Annotated in this window: 17 protein-coding genes and 2 pseudogenes; 16 read left to right on the top strand and 3 right to left on the bottom strand. The window is 28.5% G+C overall.

All coding sequences use genetic code 11. From position 1 onward, the window contains the following. Positions 1 to 216 precede the first annotated feature (216 nt). From KJQ99_RS11250 to KJQ99_RS02205, 3 genes and pseudogenes are all read right to left on the bottom strand, one after another. Positions 217 to 558, bottom strand: a pseudogene (locus tag KJQ99_RS11250) (mechanosensitive ion channel family protein); the annotation flags it as partial. Between the two features lie 17 nt (positions 559 to 575). After that, a pseudogene (locus KJQ99_RS11115) lies at positions 576 to 1011 on the bottom strand (mechanosensitive ion channel family protein); the annotation flags it as partial. A 914-nt stretch (positions 1012 to 1925) separates the two neighbouring features. After that, positions 1926 to 2564 (bottom strand): carbonic anhydrase, encoded by a 639-nt coding sequence (locus KJQ99_RS02205; RefSeq protein WP_214116860.1) that lies wholly within the window; start codon positions 2562 to 2564, stop codon positions 1926 to 1928. 103 nt (positions 2565 to 2667) lie between these two features. Here KJQ99_RS02205 and KJQ99_RS02200 point away from each other — a divergent pair, with 103 nt between their 5' ends. The 16 genes from KJQ99_RS02200 to KJQ99_RS02125 all read left to right on the top strand — a co-directional run bounded on the left by KJQ99_RS02200 (position 2668) and on the right by KJQ99_RS02125 (position 17008). Further along, complete coding sequence (locus KJQ99_RS02200) at positions 2668 to 3345, top strand: Bax inhibitor-1/YccA family protein (RefSeq protein ID WP_214116858.1); 678 nt, start codon at positions 2668 to 2670, stop codon at positions 3343 to 3345. 88 nt (positions 3346 to 3433) lie between these two features. Continuing rightward, the gene (secG, locus tag KJQ99_RS02195; RefSeq protein WP_214116856.1) at positions 3434 to 3751 is read left to right on the top strand and encodes a preprotein translocase subunit SecG; all 318 of its coding nucleotides are present in this window, start codon (positions 3434 to 3436) and stop codon (positions 3749 to 3751) included. A gap of 11 nt (positions 3752 to 3762) precedes the next feature. Then, complete coding sequence (gene frr / locus KJQ99_RS02190) at positions 3763 to 4320, top strand: ribosome recycling factor (RefSeq protein ID WP_214116854.1); 558 nt, start codon at positions 3763 to 3765, stop codon at positions 4318 to 4320. 2 nt (positions 4321 to 4322) lie between these two features. Continuing rightward, complete coding sequence (locus KJQ99_RS02185; RefSeq protein WP_214116851.1) at positions 4323 to 4739, top strand: RDD family protein; 417 nt, start codon at positions 4323 to 4325, stop codon at positions 4737 to 4739. Continuing rightward, the gene (locus KJQ99_RS02180; RefSeq protein WP_214117055.1) at positions 4739 to 5761 is read left to right on the top strand and encodes a ribonucleotide-diphosphate reductase subunit beta; all 1023 of its coding nucleotides are present in this window, start codon (positions 4739 to 4741) and stop codon (positions 5759 to 5761) included. Before KJQ99_RS02185 ends, KJQ99_RS02180 begins: the two co-directional genes overlap by 1 nt. Next, a complete protein-coding gene (locus tag KJQ99_RS02175) occupies positions 5751 to 6386 on the top strand; it encodes a protein-L-isoaspartate(D-aspartate) O-methyltransferase (protein ID WP_214116849.1) in 636 nt (211 codons plus the stop codon). Before KJQ99_RS02180 ends, KJQ99_RS02175 begins: the two co-directional genes overlap by 11 nt. 166 nt (positions 6387 to 6552) lie before the next feature. Continuing rightward, positions 6553 to 8223 (top strand): OmpP1/FadL family transporter, encoded by a 1671-nt coding sequence (locus tag KJQ99_RS02170; RefSeq protein ID WP_214149866.1) that lies wholly within the window; start codon positions 6553 to 6555, stop codon positions 8221 to 8223. 13 nt (positions 8224 to 8236) lie between these two features. Next, positions 8237 to 9754: a long-chain-fatty-acid--CoA ligase gene (locus KJQ99_RS02165; RefSeq protein WP_214149865.1), complete on the top strand. Its 1518-nt coding sequence runs from the start codon at positions 8237 to 8239 to the stop codon at positions 9752 to 9754. Then, positions 9741 to 11405 carry an AAA family ATPase gene (locus KJQ99_RS02160; RefSeq protein WP_214116843.1) on the top strand — a complete coding sequence of 555 codons (1665 nt, stop codon included), beginning with the start codon at positions 9741 to 9743 and terminating at the stop codon, positions 11403 to 11405. Before KJQ99_RS02165 ends, KJQ99_RS02160 begins: the two co-directional genes overlap by 14 nt. A 43-nt stretch (positions 11406 to 11448) precedes the next feature. Next, positions 11449 to 12900: an IMP dehydrogenase gene (gene guaB, locus KJQ99_RS02155; RefSeq protein WP_214149864.1), complete on the top strand. Its 1452-nt coding sequence runs from the start codon at positions 11449 to 11451 to the stop codon at positions 12898 to 12900. Further along, the gene (locus tag KJQ99_RS02150; RefSeq protein ID WP_214116840.1) at positions 12897 to 13124 is read left to right on the top strand and encodes an exodeoxyribonuclease VII small subunit; all 228 of its coding nucleotides are present in this window, start codon (positions 12897 to 12899) and stop codon (positions 13122 to 13124) included. The genes guaB and KJQ99_RS02150 overlap by 4 nt, the downstream gene beginning before the upstream one ends. Next, a complete protein-coding gene (locus KJQ99_RS02145; protein WP_214119803.1) occupies positions 13118 to 13909 on the top strand; it encodes a carbon-nitrogen hydrolase family protein in 792 nt (263 codons plus the stop codon). Before KJQ99_RS02150 ends, KJQ99_RS02145 begins: the two co-directional genes overlap by 7 nt. Continuing rightward, the gene (locus KJQ99_RS02140) at positions 13884 to 14537 is read left to right on the top strand and encodes a HesA/MoeB/ThiF family protein (protein WP_214116838.1); all 654 of its coding nucleotides are present in this window, start codon (positions 13884 to 13886) and stop codon (positions 14535 to 14537) included. The genes KJQ99_RS02145 and KJQ99_RS02140 overlap by 26 nt, the downstream gene beginning before the upstream one ends. Continuing rightward, positions 14534 to 15373 carry a DMT family transporter gene (locus tag KJQ99_RS02135; RefSeq protein ID WP_214149863.1) on the top strand — a complete coding sequence of 280 codons (840 nt, stop codon included), beginning with the start codon at positions 14534 to 14536 and terminating at the stop codon, positions 15371 to 15373. The genes KJQ99_RS02140 and KJQ99_RS02135 overlap by 4 nt, the downstream gene beginning before the upstream one ends. A 10-nt stretch (positions 15374 to 15383) precedes the next feature. Next, the gene (gene murC, locus KJQ99_RS02130; RefSeq protein WP_214116833.1) at positions 15384 to 16688 is read left to right on the top strand and encodes a UDP-N-acetylmuramate--L-alanine ligase; all 1305 of its coding nucleotides are present in this window, start codon (positions 15384 to 15386) and stop codon (positions 16686 to 16688) included. Beyond that, positions 16685 to 17008, top strand: coding sequence for a hypothetical protein (locus KJQ99_RS02125; protein ID WP_214116831.1), 324 nt, complete (start codon positions 16685 to 16687; stop codon positions 17006 to 17008). The genes murC and KJQ99_RS02125 overlap by 4 nt, the downstream gene beginning before the upstream one ends. Positions 17009 to 17016: the final 8 nt, after the last annotated feature.

Genomic DNA, 17016 nt, shown 5'->3' with positions numbered 1-17016 from the left:
GAGACAGTCAGAGATAACACCCTCTTGATTCGTGGGCGGCGTCGTATGTGTATAAGAGACAGATTAAAGGCGTTAAAATTGTTAAATCGCCATACAATAGCATATTGCTAACGTTTGTATCAGCTGCTTTTGCAAATATACTAAAAAACATAAAAAACAAAAATCTCATTTAAAATTCCTATTTTAAATTCTTGAATTTAAAATAGGATATTTGAATTATTTTGTTGTATCTGGAAGTTTTTCAATATAAAGGCTAGTTGAAGGGAAAGCAAAACTTAGACCATTTTTCTCAACTATTTTCATAATTTCCATTAATATTTTGCTTTTTTCATCATAATATTGTTTAGCACTAACGCTTTTTATATAAAAGTATAGCTCTACATTGATACTACTTGCAGCAAAATCATCTAGCCAAACATAAATTGATGATTTAAAGCCTTCTAAATCATTGACAGAAATTAAATTTTGTTTGTAATAATTTTTGTTTTTGTGTTGAAATACATCATCGTTTTCGTTAGCAATTATATTATTGCTTGTCAGCAATTCTTTTATATCGTTTATAAAATTTTGTATTTGCTCTGTGCTTGCGTCGTATGTCAAGCCAACGCTCATTCTTACTCTTCTACCATATTTTCTTTTTGAATAATTTTTTATATTTCCATTTAATATCGTAGAATTTGGGATAAATACTAAGCAGTTATCAAAAGTTCTTATGGTTGTTTTCCTAAGACCTGTTTCAACTATTGTTCCTTCTATTCCGTTAATTTCTACCCAATCACTTTGAGAAAATGAATTATCAAATAACATTAAAACAGAAGCAAAAAAGTTAGCGATAATATCTTTTGCAGCAAGTGCAACTGCTAAACCACCAATACCTAATGAAGCAATAATTGCTGAAATATCAAAACCTAATTTAGCAAGTATGATTAATATAGCTATGAATACTATTATAAAATATAGTATTTTTAGCATAAGATTTATTATTTCTTTTTTACCGCTTCTTTTAGCAATTTTTGAAATAATTATTACTCCGTATCCATCTAAGATAGTTATTAATAACCAAGTAAATGCCATAGTATTAATAATGCCAAATAGCGTTAGTATAAGTGTCATAATTGGAGCAGGATAGAATGCTATTAGAAAACATAACCATAAACCATATATATAAAATAAAGCAATTAATGGTTTTGTTGATTTTTGTAATAATTGCAATGAATGATCATCATGGTTTTTCTTAAATACTCTTAAAATTATTGCAAAAATTATTTTAAGAACTAATTTTTTTAATAAAAATATAAATAGCATTATAAGAGTGCATATTATCACTTTGCCAGGGTTTATATATTTATTTACTTCTTCTGGAAAATATGAATTAAATTTGCTTAAAAATTTATTAGTATCTAGTTGCTTAAAAATATCATTAGTGGTAAATATATCTGTATTTAGTCTAAGATATGTTAAAAGTTCTGTATAAGAATTGATTTTAATTTTTACCTCTTGGTTATCACTTGTATAATTACTAATCGTTTTTATGCGTTCATCTATTAGATTTTTTAAATCTGTTTTATGCTCTTCTTTAGAATTTAGATAAGAAATAATTTCTAATAAACATTCATAAAAATTTTGTTCTACTGCTTGTAAAATTTTATCATTATTAGTTTTTTTAATATCTTTTAATATGTTTTTGTCTAAATTCTCTGGTGTAATTAGGGTTGGAAATACTGCTAGTATTTGATTTTTTTCATTTTTTAATTCTTTGATTTCAGAATTTATTTTGAGTTTATTTTGGCTGTTTTCATCTTTTTCATCAGCTAAAAATTTATTTAATTCTTCTATTTTTATGTTTTTAGTAGAAAAATTATCAATATTATTTAATAGCTCATTAGAATATAAAAAAACCCCAAATAATAGTATAAATAAAATTCTCATTTAATATCCTTTAATGGTTTAAAGTGTCCGTCATTAGGGCAGTATTCATAGATTTCTCCTGTTTCTATTAAAAAATACCAAGCTCTAATTTTTAATTTATTCTCATCAATTCTTTTTTGAACTTCAGGATAGCCTAATAAATTCTCATAGCTATTTAAAATATTTGCTTTTTCTATCATCCAAGACCTTAATGCGTATTGACCTTCGTAGTGGTTTAGTTCTAATGTAAAATCAACTTGTTGTTTAATATCATCAATTAAAGAAACCCATTTTTTTACGTTAGGTAAAAGTTCTGCTTTTTTACTAGGAATATCTTTACATCCACCGCAGTTGCTATGCCCACATATTATTACATTTTCAACATTTAACGCATATAAAGCATATTCAATAGCTGAAGTTGTTGCTAAATATTCATCTTTTACACGATATGGTGGGATAATATTTGCTATATTTCTTACAACAAATAATTCTCCTGGAACTGTTGAAGTTATTAGATTAGGAATTACTCTTGAATCAGCACAACCTATAAATAATGTATGTGGATTTTGCTCTTCTTTTAAGTCTTTAAATAAGTCTTTATGTTCTAAAAACCCTTCTTGCATAAATTGCAATGCGCCTTTTATTAATTTATCCATTTTTTATCCTTGTTAAAAAGCGAAATTATATAAAAAAATTTCAATGAGATATTAACTAACTTAGTTATAATCAAGTGCATTTAATAATAACAAGGAGACAATTATGAGTTTATACGAAAGAACTCGTGCTAGTTCAGCAATTCGCTCAGATGCTGCTATTTTTGTAAGAGATACATATATGTATTTTGCACTTTCACTAGTTGCAGCTACTTTAGGAGCTTATTTAGGTGCTACTTATTTAGCTAGTTTTTTAGTTGGCAATATTTGGGCTAGTATAGGAACGCTTATAGTAGAAATTGCCTTAATTATGATATTAAATAGAAAAAGTGAGGTAACTAATGGTGCTATTGCTATGTTATTTGCATTTGCATTTATTAGTGGATTAAGCCTTACTGGAATTATTTATATTACTTTACAAAGTCAAGCAGGTGCTACAATTATTGCTCAAGCTTTATTCTTAACAACTTTAGCTTTTGCAGGTCTTAGTGTTTTTGCATTTACAACTAAAAGGGATTTTAGCGTTTTTGCTAAAGGATTTTTTATAGTTTTATTAATTATGATAGGTGCGTCTTTATTAAACTTATTTTTCCAAAGCCACCTTTTACATTTAATAGTTTCTTGCGTTGGAGCAATAGTATTTAGCTTCTTTATCATTTATGATACTCAAATGATAATTCGTGGAGCTTATCAAACACCAATTCAAGGTGCAATTGCTTTATACCTTGACTTTATTAATTTATTTATATCTTTATTAAATATCTTAAGAAGCATTAGAGACTAATTTTTAAGCCTTCAATTTTGAAGGCTTTAACTTATTTTAAATTTTATAACATATAATACAAACTTTATTTTTAAACGAAAGAAGTAATATGAACACAATTTTTATCGCAATTCAATTTATTTTAGTAGTTATTATTTGTGCTTGCGTTCTTATGCAAAAAAGCTCAAGTATAGGCTTAGGTGCTTATAGTGGTTCTAATGAGAGCTTATTTGGAGCTAAAGGTCCTGCTGGTTTTTTAGCAAAATTTACTTTTATTATAGGAGTTTTGCTAGTAGCTAATACTATTTATTTAAGCTATAGTTATAACACTAAAACTGGTGAAAGTCTAGTAAATAAACTAGAAAATGCTAGCAAACAACTTAATGACACTAATCAGCCTAAAGCATTACCAGAATCAATTAAATAAAAGGAATACTAATGTTAAATGATATTTATTCAAAACAAAAAGAACAAAACGAAAAAGCTCACAATTCTTTAAAAAAAGATTTTATGACTTTAAGAACAGGTAAAGTAAATATTTCTATATTAGATAATGTTTTTGTAGATTATTATGGAACCCCAACTCCATTAAATCAAGTTGCAACCGTGTTGGCAACTGATGCAACGACAATTACTATTAGTCCTTGGGAAAAATCTATGATTAAGGCTATAGATACTGCTATAAAAGCAGCAAATATCGGTGTAAATCCTAATGCTGACGCTGATGGAGTTAAATTATTTTTCCCACCAATGACTAAAGAGCAAAGAGAAGAAAATGCTAAAGCTGCAAAAGCAATGGGAGAAAAATGCAAAGTAGCTATTAGAAATATCAGAAAAGACGCTAATGACGCTGTAAAAAAATTAGAAAAAGATAAAGCAGTAAGCGAAGATGAAGCTAAAAAAGCTTACGATGAAGTTCAAAAATTAACAGATGCAGCAATAGCTAAGACTGATGAATTAGTTAAAGAAAAAGAAACACAATTACTTAAAGTTTAAAAATGGCAAAGGCTAAGGTAAGTTTAGCTAGCCTTTATGATAAATTAAAAGCTGGCATTGTTGATATGTTTATGATAATGATGCCAATACAATACTTCACTACCTATATCTTAGTAGGTAGTGCTAGTGAGTATAGACAAAATCAATCTTTTATATTATTTGCAACCATTACTTATCTTTTAGTTTTATTTTTACTTTTATTTTTTAAAGGTCAGAGTTTAGGGTATAAATATTTAGGTTTGCATTTAAGAAATAAAAATGGTAAAAAAGCAAGTTTATTTCAAGTTTTTATTAGATTGGTATTGTTTGTGCTTACATTTTCTTTATTATTTGGTATTTTATTTCCATTTTTTAGAAAAGATAGGCAATATATACACGATTTATTTTCAAACACAATAGTCCTTAAGGAGAACAAATGATGGATAGAAAAAGAATTTATAATCCACAAAGTAATGAAGATTTAACATCAAGAAGAGTATTTGGTGGAAATCCACAAGGTATATTAAATTTTACAAAAGCAAAATATGAGTGGGCTTTAAAATTATGGGATTTAATGGAAGCTAATACTTGGTTTCCTAGAGAAGTTGATACTACAAAAGATGCACTTGATTATAAATGTAATTTAACTTCAAGTGAAAAAAGAATGTATGATTTAGTATGGAGCCAACTAATTTCTATGGATAGTTTTCAAACCAATAACCTTGCTGATAATATCAACCCTTATATAACAGCTCCAGAGATTAATGCAGTATTAGCAAGACAAGCTTACGAAGAAGCAAATCATTCAAAAAGTTATGCGGTAATGGTTGAAGCTATTTGTGATGATACTGATTTAATATATGAAATGGAAAAGCACGACGCTACTTTAAGAAAGAAAAATGATTTTATTTCAAGTTTATATGAAGAACTTGCAGGAGATGTAACTGATGAAAAGTTACTATATGCAATGGTTGCGAATCAAATTCTAGAAGGAATTTATTTTTATAGTGGCTTTACTGCAATTTATGCACTAGCTCGTGCAGGTAAAATGCTAGGTTCTGCTCAAATGGTTAGATTTATTCAAAGAGATGAAATCACTCACTTATTGTTGTTTCAAAATATGATTAATTCAGTTAGAAAAGAAAGACCTGATTTATTTAATGAAAAAACAATTGCTAAAATTTATGAAATGTTTGAAAGAGCTGCAGAGCTTGAAATTGAATGGGGTAAATACATTACTCAAAATCAAATTATGGGCTTTACTGATGATATAATTACTGAATATATTCATTATTTAGTAGATTTAAGACTTAGCTCAATCGGACTTGATAAAAAATATAATGCAAAACATCCTATTAAATGGGTTGATGACTTTTCTAAATTTAACGACCAAAAGAGTAACTTTTTTGAAAGTAAAGTTACAAATTATAGTAAAGGAAGCTTGAGTTTTGATGATTTTTAAGGATATTTACGAACAGCAAAAATGTGCTAGACTTGCTGAAAATATTGCAAATGAAGTTAATATTAGCAATGAGATTAAACAAGCATTTGCTAATACACCAAGAGAAATTTTTATGCCTATGAGTAATTTTGCTTATGAGCTTCACGCAATGCCGCTTAGCTCAAATCAATGGATTAGCTCACCAATAACAGTAGCAAAGATGACAGCAGCACTAGAGCCTGTTGGTGCTGATAGTGTGCTTGAGATTGGTTGTGGTAGCGGGTATCAAGCTGCACTTTTGAGTAATCTTATTAGAAGAGTTTTTTCTCTTGAGAGAATAAAGGAATTATCAAATAAAGCAATAAAAAATCTTGATACAATCAAGGCAAATGTATATGTTCGCCACGCTGATGGAAATAATGGGCTTAAAAATTATGCACCTTATGAGAGAATTTTACTATCTGCATATACAAATAAAGTTCCTGATGTATTATTTACTCAACTTGAAGTTGGTGGAATTTTAGTAGCTCCTGTTGGAAATGAAAATAAACAATATATTACTAAATATATTAAGCATAAAGATAGAATAGAAGAAATCATTCTTGATTCTTGCACTTTTGTTCCTATGTTAAGTGGTGTTGAATAGTAATTTAACATCACTTTTTAATCTTTATTTTTACTCAAAATATTTTTAATCTACATTTATTTGTATAATTAGCTTAATAAGGTAAAAATTATCCTTTGTAAAGAAAAATTAATTTTAAAAATATATAATCGAAACTTTATTTAAAAATTAAGGACAAATTGAGTCAATGAATAAGGTTTTCTTATCATTTGTTGTTAGTGGTAGCTTACTAGCATCAAATTATAAGCTAGTTCCATTGAGTGCTGATGGAGTAGCTTTATCTAGCTCAAATTTAGCAAAGAGTTTTAGTGCCGATGCGGCTTTTATAAATCCAGCAAATATGGGATTTTTAGGACAAAATCCACAATTGCATTTTAGTTCAAATTTTTACAATGCTGCTGGCTCAAGATTTACAAATGAATTGGTAAATGGTTTAGATGGCGAACCATATTATAACGCCACTGATGCACACGGAAAAGAGTTTTCGTTCTTTATACCAACACTTGCATTTGTTTATCCTATTAACGAGCAACATTTTGTTGGATTTGCAGGTTATACTGATTTTGCTGCTGTTTATGGATGGAATAGTGATTATGCAAAAGCACTTGCTAATAATATGGATATTCGTGGTGGAACTGCAGCTATTTCCTATGCTTATAAGCCTATTGATGAATTAAGTTTGGGTGCAAGTTTAACATTAAATCATACTAGAATTAAATTTAATATTTTAAAAGATAATGCAAAAAATCCTAGATATATTCCAGCAGATATTAGTAGTGTAAATAGAGTTTGGGTTGATGAAAAAGGTAATGCACATCCTTATTCTTGGGTATATGAAGGAGATGCTAGGGTAGATAATGGTTATAAATTTGGATACAAATTATCTTTAACTTATGTTCCTAAATATTTTGATGATAAATTAAGATTTTCATTACTTTATAATTCTTCTTATAAAAATAAGTTTGAAGGTAATATTGATTTTAAAATGTCAAAGTTTGGAATGTTTGATTTTGCAAATAATTTATCTCCAAAAAATCAAGAACAATTTAATTCTATGCAAATGTCTATTCAAGAGTTAGCAGCTATGAGTATTGGATTGGCTGGTCTTATGAGTGAAGTATATAAAATAGACCCTAACACTGGTTCTATAGTTGGAACTTTACCTACTCAAGATAGTAAAGTTGGTTATAATGGTTATGTGAGTGCTAATTTCTTATATCCTGCTAATGCTAATTTTGGTATTGCCTATGAATATGGTAAACACGAGTTTATGTTTAATATGGGAAGAACATTTTGGAGTAAAGCAAAAACATTGGATTTAAAAATAAATTCACCAGAAATTCCACAATCATTAAAGCTCGCAACAATGCAATTTATGCAAAAGTGTGCAGCATCTGGTAATGATTGTAAGACTATTGAAGGTTTTCAAAAAGTTGCTATGAGTATAAGTGCTACTTTAGACCCTAAAGATAAGCAAGCTATTGAAGAGTATTTTTTATCATCATTTTTACAAAGTAGTTTAGAACAAGGTTGGAGAGATACAACATTACTTAGCTTTGGTTATAGATATAACTATGATAAAGAATTATCGCTTATGCTAGGTTTTTCTACAGAAGATAGTCCGGTAAGACGCGAGAAAATAAGCTTTTTAGCAAAAGATAGTAGAATGTATATGTATTCTTTAGGACTTGAATATAGATTAAACAAAAACTTAAAAGTAACAGGAGCGGGAGCATATCAACACTATGCTGATGTTAAAGTAAATAATGTTACTGATAATATTTTGATACAGACTAAAGGTAAGTTTTCAAATCAATCAAATCAGATTGTAAATGTTGGTATCAATTATGAGTTTTAATTAAAGGATGTAAATGCAAAATTATTATGAATACTTAGAACATTATTCTAATTTAAGTAGAGTTGCTATTTTTGATGCAAATGGAAAAATAAGCTTTAAAGAGTTAAAAACTCATGTAGATAAAATGATAGCTTTTTTACAAAATCAAGGCGTTAAAAGTGGTGACAATGTAGCTTTTATTATGAGTAATTGTAAAGAATTTATGATTTTATATTTTGCAATAGCATCTTTAAAAGCAGTCGCAGTTCCTATTAATACTATGCTAAAATGTGAAGAATATGAGTATATTATTAAAGACTGCGATGCAAAATTATTAATAGTTTCAAAAGATATTAAAGAAGCTGCTGAATTAGCTAATGAATTTAAAGATATTTTAATATACCATTCTTTTGATGACAATTTAAAAGATGGATATTTGGCAAGTTATTTAGATTATGCACCCGTTTATAATTTTAAGTGTGAAGCTAGTATTGATGATAGCGTTCATATAATATACACTTCAGGAACCACAGGTCTTCCTAAAGGAGTTTTATTAAGTTATAAAAATATTTTATCAAATATCAAATCAGCTCAATATGATTTTAAAATCAAATCATCAGATAGAGCCATAGCGTATTTGCCTATGTTTCATAGTTTTACTTTAACAGCAGTTTGTTTATTACCTTTACTTTCGGGTTGTTCGCTTGTAATTGAGCGTTCCGTTTTACCTTTTTCAAATGTTATAAAACAAATTCTATTAAAAAGAGTTACGATATTATTTTCAGTTCCCGTGATACTAAATGCTTTATTAAAAGCAAAGTTACCTTGGTATTTTATGTGGTTTCATAAAATTAGAATTATAGTATCAGGCTCTAGTGCCTTAAGTGAAGGAACTCTTAAAGCCTATAAGGAAAAATTTAAAAGAACCGCAGTTTTAGAAGGCTATGGATTAAGCGAATGTTCTCCAGTAGTTGCGGTAAATCGCCTAGATAAGCAAAAGGTTAATTCAGTAGGTTTGCCATTACACGGATATAAAGTAAAAGTTGTAGATGATGATTTAAAAGAATTGCCTATCGGAGAAATAGGAGAGTTAATTGTAAAGGGTGATTGTGTAATGCAAGGTTATTACAACAAACCTGAGCTTACTAATGAAGTAATAGAAGGCGAATGGCTTAAAACAGGTGATATTGCAAGACTTGATGAAGATGGATTTATTTATATAGTAGATAGGAAAAAAGACATAATAATTGCAAAAGGAATGAATATATATCCAAGAGAAATTGAAGATATTATTATGCAATTAGATGAAGTTGATTCTTGTGCTGTTATAGGTGTTAAGGATAGTGAGTTAGATGAAAGCGTTGTTGCTTATGTTTGTTTAAAAGAAGGTGCTACACTAAACGCTCAAGAAATTCAAAAGTATCTTAAAAAGTATTTAGCAAATTATAAAGTTCCTAAAACTATAATTTTTAAGTGCGAATTACCAAAAAATGCTGCTGGAAAAGTATTGAAAAAAGAATTAAAAAAAGAGTTAGAAATTGGAAAAAATTAAAGAGTTTTTAAGTAATAATTACGAAGAGAGTTTTTTATATTTAAAGTTATTAAATCAAGGTCTATCTAAAGAAGCGTGCATTATATTAAGAACAATGCTAAATAAAACTATAAAATCTCGTTTCGGGATAAAGTTTCATAGTATTGTAGAAGATGCTTTTAATGCTAATACTACCGCTCAAATGGTTTCGTATTTACCAAATTTTGTTGAGCTATATGAGAAAAAATTTATTCAAGAAGCAAGCGGAAAGCAGTTTAATTATAAAGATAATGCAGGGCTTATTTTATTTCAATCAATAGCACTTACAAGATATGCTCATGTATTTTTTAACCTTGCTAATGAATTTGATGGAGCAAGATTAATTAGTGATAATGAATTAGAAGAATATAAACATAAGCCTTATACTGATTTAAGCGTTTATTTAAATGATTGCTTTGATATGATTGATGCTAGGATTAAATTAGAGTTTTTAACTTCGGATTTAAGACTTGATTTGATTAATACAAGGCTTAAAAATAGCCCAAAATTTCATAATCCTTTTAATGAAATTATGAAAGATTATGATTTGAGTGCTGAAGAAACTCTTATATTAATGGCTTTATTAAAAGAAGAATTAACAGGCTCTAAAAAACCACTTCATTATGAAGAATTATTAAGCATAATTAATCCTTATCAATTAGAAAAGATTAGAAATTATGAATTATTAAGTGATGATTCTAAGTTGCTTAGCAATGAATTAATTGAATATGTTGGTAATGATAATAGATTTATTATAAGTGATAATGCTTTAAAATACTTTTTCCCAAATAAAGGCGAAAATATTAAAGCTATTGTAGAAGAATTAAATTTCTTTGAATATTTAGAAATAAATGAAATAGATTTAATAGTTAGTAAAGATATTAGCGATTTAGCAACAAGTCTTAAAAAACGCTCAACCAAAAGTGTGGCAAAAAGATTGAAAGATTGGGGCATAGTAAAAGATGATATTTTAAGAGCTAATATAATTTTTTATGGACCTCCAGGCACGGGTAAGACTATGAGTGCTAGTTATTTAGCAAAAACTTTAAAAAGAGAAATTATCACACTAGATTGCTCTAAAGTATTAGATAAGTATGTAGGAGAGAGTGAGAAAAATGTTCGTGCTATTTTTGATAATTATAAAATAATTAGCAAAAGCGTTAAAACTCCACCTATTTTATTATTAAACGAGGCCGATCAATTTTTAAGCACTAGAAGTGTAGCAAGTCACGGAAGTGAATTAATGCATAATCAAATGCAAAATATTTTCTTAGAACAACTAGAAAAATTTGATGGCATTGTAATAGCTACAACTAACTTTTTAGATAGTTTAGACCCAGCATTTTCAAGGAGATTTGAGTATAAAATCAAATTCTCAAATCCAACAGAAATAGAGCGTGAGAAGATTTGGAAATTACACTTACCAAAAAATGCGGAATTTGAATCAGGATTTAAAGTAGAAGATTTAAAAAGTTATGAATTAAGTGGAGCACAGATTAAAATGGTTGTTAAAAATACTGCTATAAAAGTTGCTCAAGGCGATGGAATTTTTAGATTAGATGATTTTAAAGAAAGTATTCAAAAAGAACTAAATAGCGATTTTTCTAAAGAAATTAAAATGGGCTTTAATTAATCAATAGCCCTTATAATAAAATAAACTACGAAAGGAAAATCCAGTGAATATTATTAAAAAAGCTCTAACATTTGAAGATGTATTATTGGTTCCGCAATATTCAGAAGTTTTACCAAAAGAAGTTGATATTAGCACAAAGCTTACTAAAAATATTAATTTAAATATGCCTTTAATTTCGGCTGCTATGGATACGGTTACAGAGCATAGGGCTGCAATAATGATGGCAAGGCTTGGTGGAATTGGAATAATTCATAAAAATATGGATATTGAAAGCCAAGTAAGAGAAATAATCAGGGTTAAAAAAAGTGAAAGTGGTATTATATATGACCCTGTTTATGTTAATACTAAAGCAAAGGTAAGTGATGCTTTAGCTATTATGAATGAATATAGTATTTCAGGTGTTCCTGTTGTAGATAATGATAAAAAATTATTAGGAATTTTAACTAATCGTGATTTGAGATTTGAGACTGATTTTTCAAAAATAGTTGATGAAGTAATGACAAAAATGCCTTTAATTACTGCTAAAAAAGGCTGCACCTTAGATGAAGCTGAAGTAATTTTTAGTAAAAATAAAATAGAAAAATTGCCTTTAGTAGATGAGAGTAATACTCTTTGTGGTCTTATTACTATAAAGGATTTAAAAAAGCGTAAAGAATATCCAAATGCAAATAAGGATAACTTAGGAAGATTAGTAGTAGGTGCTGCTATTGGAGTAGGGCAACTTGATAGGGCTAGAGCTTTAGTAAATGCAGGTGTTGATGTCTTGGTTATGGATAGTGCTCACGGACATAGTAAAGGCATAATTGATACTTTAAAAGAAATCAAAAAAGAATTAAATATAGATGTAATAGTAGGCAATATCGCTAATCCTAAGGCGGTTAGGGATTTAGCATTAGCAGGAGCAGATGCTATAAAGGTTGGTATTGGACCAGGTAGTATTTGCACTACTCGTATAGTAAGTGGAGTTGGAGTTCCACAAATTACTGCTATTAGTGATTGTGCTGAAGTTGCTAAAGAGTTTAATGTGCCTATAATTGCTGATGGTGGGATAAAGTATTCAGGAGATATCGCAAAGGCTCTTGCAGCAGGTGCAAGTAGTGTAATGATAGGCTCGCTTTTAGCAGGGACTGATGAAAGTCCAGGAGAATTTATCACATATCAAGGAAGACAATATAAATCGTATCGTGGTATGGGTAGCTTAGGGGCTATGGCAAAGGGTAGTTCTGATAGATATTTTCAAGAAGGAACAGCAAAAGAAAAGCTAGTGCCAGAAGGAATTGAAGGAAGAGTTCCACATACTGGAAGTATTAAAAATGTAGTGTTTCAATTACTTGGTGGTCTTAGAAGCTCAATGGGTTATAACGGAGCTATAAATATAAAAGATTTTCAAGAAAAAGCCGAGTTTGTAGAAATTACTAGTGCAGGGCTTAAAGAAAGCCATGTTCATGATGTAACAATCACTGCAGAAGCACCAAATTATAAGGTAAATCAATGAAAAAAACTTACGAACAAATCTGTGAAATTTTAGATGAAAAATTAAAAATAATTGAAGATGAGCAAACGCCTTTATTTGATTTAGTAGATGCGTATAAAGATGGTATGAAACTAATAAACGAAGCTAGAGAATTATTAGATAAGGCTAGTAAAGATATTGAAGAATTTGAACAAACTAAACAAAATAATTCTTTAAGTATTGATACAGAAAGATTGCCATTTTGAAAATAGCAGCACTTCAACTAAGCACTCAGGCTTTAAGCAATGCAAGGCTTGATTATTATTTAAGGATTTGCGAGCAAAAAGATGTTAGGTTAGTAGCGTTAGGCGAGTATGTTTTAAATAATTTTTTTACTGAATTAAAGCAAATGCCAGTTGATTTAGTAAAAGAGCAAAGCAAAGTAAAACTAGAAGCCTTAAAAGAATATAGTGCTAAATATAATTTATGTATAGTTGCTCCTATAATTCTTAGCACTAATAAAGGTTTTAATAAAACTTGCTTAGTAGCAAATAAAGGTAAAATCAAATATATAAATCAGCAAGTTTTTATGCCGTATTCACATTGGAATGAAAAGGATTTTTTTATAAATTCAACAAAAGCTATTAAATTGCATACTTTTAAATGTGATAATTTTAAAATAGGCGTTTTATTTGGCTATGAAATACATTTTGATGAGTTTTTTAAAAAGGCAAATGAATTAGATTTATTGATAATTCCTACGGCAAATACTTATAATTCAAATTCTAGATGGTGCGAACTTATTAAAATGAGAGCATTTTTAAATAATACTAATATTTTAAGAGTAAATCGTATCGGTGTTAGCGAAGTAGATGAATTAGAGTGGAATTTTTATGGTAATAGTTTTTTATGCAATGCTTATGGAGATATAGTTCAAGAATTAAGCGACGCTGAAGAAGTATTAATTTCTGAAATTAGCAAACCTAGTGAAGCTGCTAAATTTTGGCAATTTAAGGAAGTAAGAAATGAAATCAACAAGCGACTTTTATGAAAGACAAACTTTATTATTAAAAGATAAGCAAAAGAATTTAGAAAACAAAGAAATCATAATAATAGGTGCAGGCGGTCTTGGCTCAAGTATAGCATACGCACTTGCTAGTAGTGGTATAAAGAGTATTAGTGTAGTTGATTTTGATATAGTTAGCTTTAGCAATATTCAAAGGCAAATTATGTTTAACTTTAACGATGAAGGTAAAGCTAAGGTTGATTGTTTTAATAAATTAAAAGAGCGTTCATTTTGTGATATAAAAACTTATAAAATGAGTGCGGCAGAATTTTTTGCTACTAAACCTAGTGCTGATTTGATTATGGATGCGACTGATAATTTATCAGTTAGAGCTGAAATTGATAATTACGCTAAAGCTAATAATATTCCTTGGATTTTTGCTAGTGTTGAAGAGTTTTTCATAAGTGCTAGTATTGTAAAAAATAAAAAAATAGCATTCAAAAATGAAATAAAAAGGATAAAACCCCAAGCAACTCCATTTGTTATGTTTAGTGCTACTTTTGCAAGTATTTTGGCATTAAAATATCTAGCAGGTTATGAAGTAAAACTTGATTATTTATATTATTTTGATTTTTCAAAAGATATTTTAAATCTTAATAAGTTTAATTTATGAACCATCAAGAAAAATCATTTTTTTTATTAATATTTGCTGTAGTTATCTGGGGAGCATCGTTTTTGCCTACTAAGTGGGTATTAAACTATATAAATAGCTATGAATTATTATTTTATAGATTTTTATTAGCTTCTATTGTGTTTTTTTTCTTGGTTAAAAATGATATTTTAAAACATTACAAAAATACTTATTTATACGGATTAATCACTGGTTTTTGTATGGCGTTTGCCTTTATTTTTCAAACCCAAGCACTAAGCTTTACTCAAAGCTCTAATGTGGCTTTTCTAACTGGTTTAGAAGGAATTATTGCTCCATTTTTATGCTTTTTTATAAGCAAAGCAAAGCTTAGTTTTAAGATATTTTTCCTAGCTTTACTTGCTTGTTTTGGTATGTTTTTATTTAGTGATGCGAATTTTGATAATTTTGGAAAAGGCGAATATTTAGCGATAATTTGTGCTGTGTTTTTTGCACTTTTAGTGGCTTTAAATGATAAATTTTTAAAATCAAATGATTTAAATACCTTTATATTTTTTCAATTTGTAGGCAGCACGATAATGTATTTATTATCGGCTTTAATTTTTGCTGATTTAAGTCTAATTCCTATTTCAAATTCTAAGATTTTTATACTTATTTTAGTATCAGCATTGATATTTACAATATTTTGCTTTTTTGCTCAAAATTATGCTCAAAAGCACCTTCATCCAAGTAAAGTCGCATTGATTTTACTACTTGAGCCAATTTCGGCTGGAATTTTAGGAAGTTTTTATGGAGAAGTATTTACAATTTTACAATTATTAGGAGCAGGGTTAATTTTGATTGCTCTAGCATTTTCTTAAAGGATTTTTTATGAAAAAAATATTTTTTATTGGTATTGGTGGCATTGGTCTTAGTGCGTTGGCTAGATTTTTAAATGAGCGTGGAATTAGTGTTTTAGGAAGCGATGTTTATGAGAGTGAATTAGTAAAAGAATTAAGAGCAGAAGGAATTGCGGTTTTTATAGGTCATAGTGCATCAAATTTAAGCAACGATATTGATTTAGTAGTGCATTCAGCAGTAATTCGTGAAAACAATCCTGAAATAAAAAAAGCAAAAGAACTAGGCATAAAAGTTCTATCAAGAAAAGAAGCCTTGCCACTTATTTTAGAAAACAAAATGCTTTTTGCAGTTGCAGGTGCACACGGTAAAAGCACTACAAGTAGTATCCTAGCAAATATTTTGCAAAGCTCTTTTATAATCGGTGCAGTGGATAAAAGAGCTGGTAAAAATATGGTGTATAAAACTAGTGAAAAATTAGTTTTTGAAGCTGATGAGAGTGATAGTTCGTTTTTGAATTTAAATCCTGCTTTAAGTATAGTAACTAATGCTGAACCTGAACATTTAGAGCATTATAACCACGATTTAAACGCTTTTTATAAAGCTTATACAGACTTTTTAAAACAAAGCAAAATTAGAGTAATTAATGCTGAAGATGAGTTTTTAGCTACAATTGATTTAGATTGTGAAAGGTTAGTGCCTAGCGAAGATATTAAAAACTTAGAATTTGAAGTTAAGGATTATTTGCCTTTTATATCTTTTGATTTAAGAGATTTTGGTCGTTTTAGCGTGCAAGGTCATAGCGAATGCATAGCTATTGATACTGCTTTAGCAATACTTGCTGCTAGGTGTGTTGGGCTAAGCCTAAGTGAGATTAAGCAAAATTTAAAAGATTTTTGTGGTATTAAAAAGCGTTTTGATGTTTTATATGCTAGTAAGGATTTTGTAATAATTGATGATTACGCTCATCATCCAACCGAAGTAAGAGAGACTAAAAAAGGCATATTTTCTTATGCAAAAGCACTAAATTTAGATGATACTATAGCGATTTGGCAACCGCATAAATACACAAGATTGCTTGATAATTTAGAAGGTTTTAAAACTTGTTTTGAAGGTTTTTCAAAGTTATTTATTTTGCCTGTTTATAGTGCTAATGAAGATGAAATTAAAATTGATTTAGCTAAGCATTTTCCTAATGCTTGTTTCATAGACGATATAAAAAGAGTTGATAATTCTTTAAAATTATTTAGTAATTTAGGAGAAATTACTTTAGATAAAGGCGTAGTGGTTGGATTTAACGCAGGTGATTTGACCTATAAATTAAGGGGCTTAAAATGATTAGATTTGCAATATTTTTAATATTGTTTTTTGCATTAATTGGTGTTTGCATTTATTATAAAAATCATTTTAATTCTAAGCTTTATGTGGCTGTTATTTCATTAATAGTTGTTACTTTTATAGTTGGTTTTATATACACTAGCCTAGATAATTCAAGTGGAGCTTTAAAGCAAGAGATTTTAAATATTTATAATTCAGGTAAGGATTTAGATTGTCAAGGTATAAAAATCAATATCAAAACTCACGGATTTAACAACGGAACTTCAGTATTTATAGATAATACTAACAATCAAAAAATAGATATGTTTATTTGCAAATAATTTTAAGA

Source organism: Campylobacter sp. 2018MI13, from assembly GCF_018501135.1.
GTDB lineage: Bacteria > Campylobacterota > Campylobacteria > Campylobacterales > Campylobacteraceae > Campylobacter_E.
The sequence above is the reverse complement of the archived record's forward strand: the minus strand, read 5'-3'. Positions and strand labels throughout refer to the sequence as shown.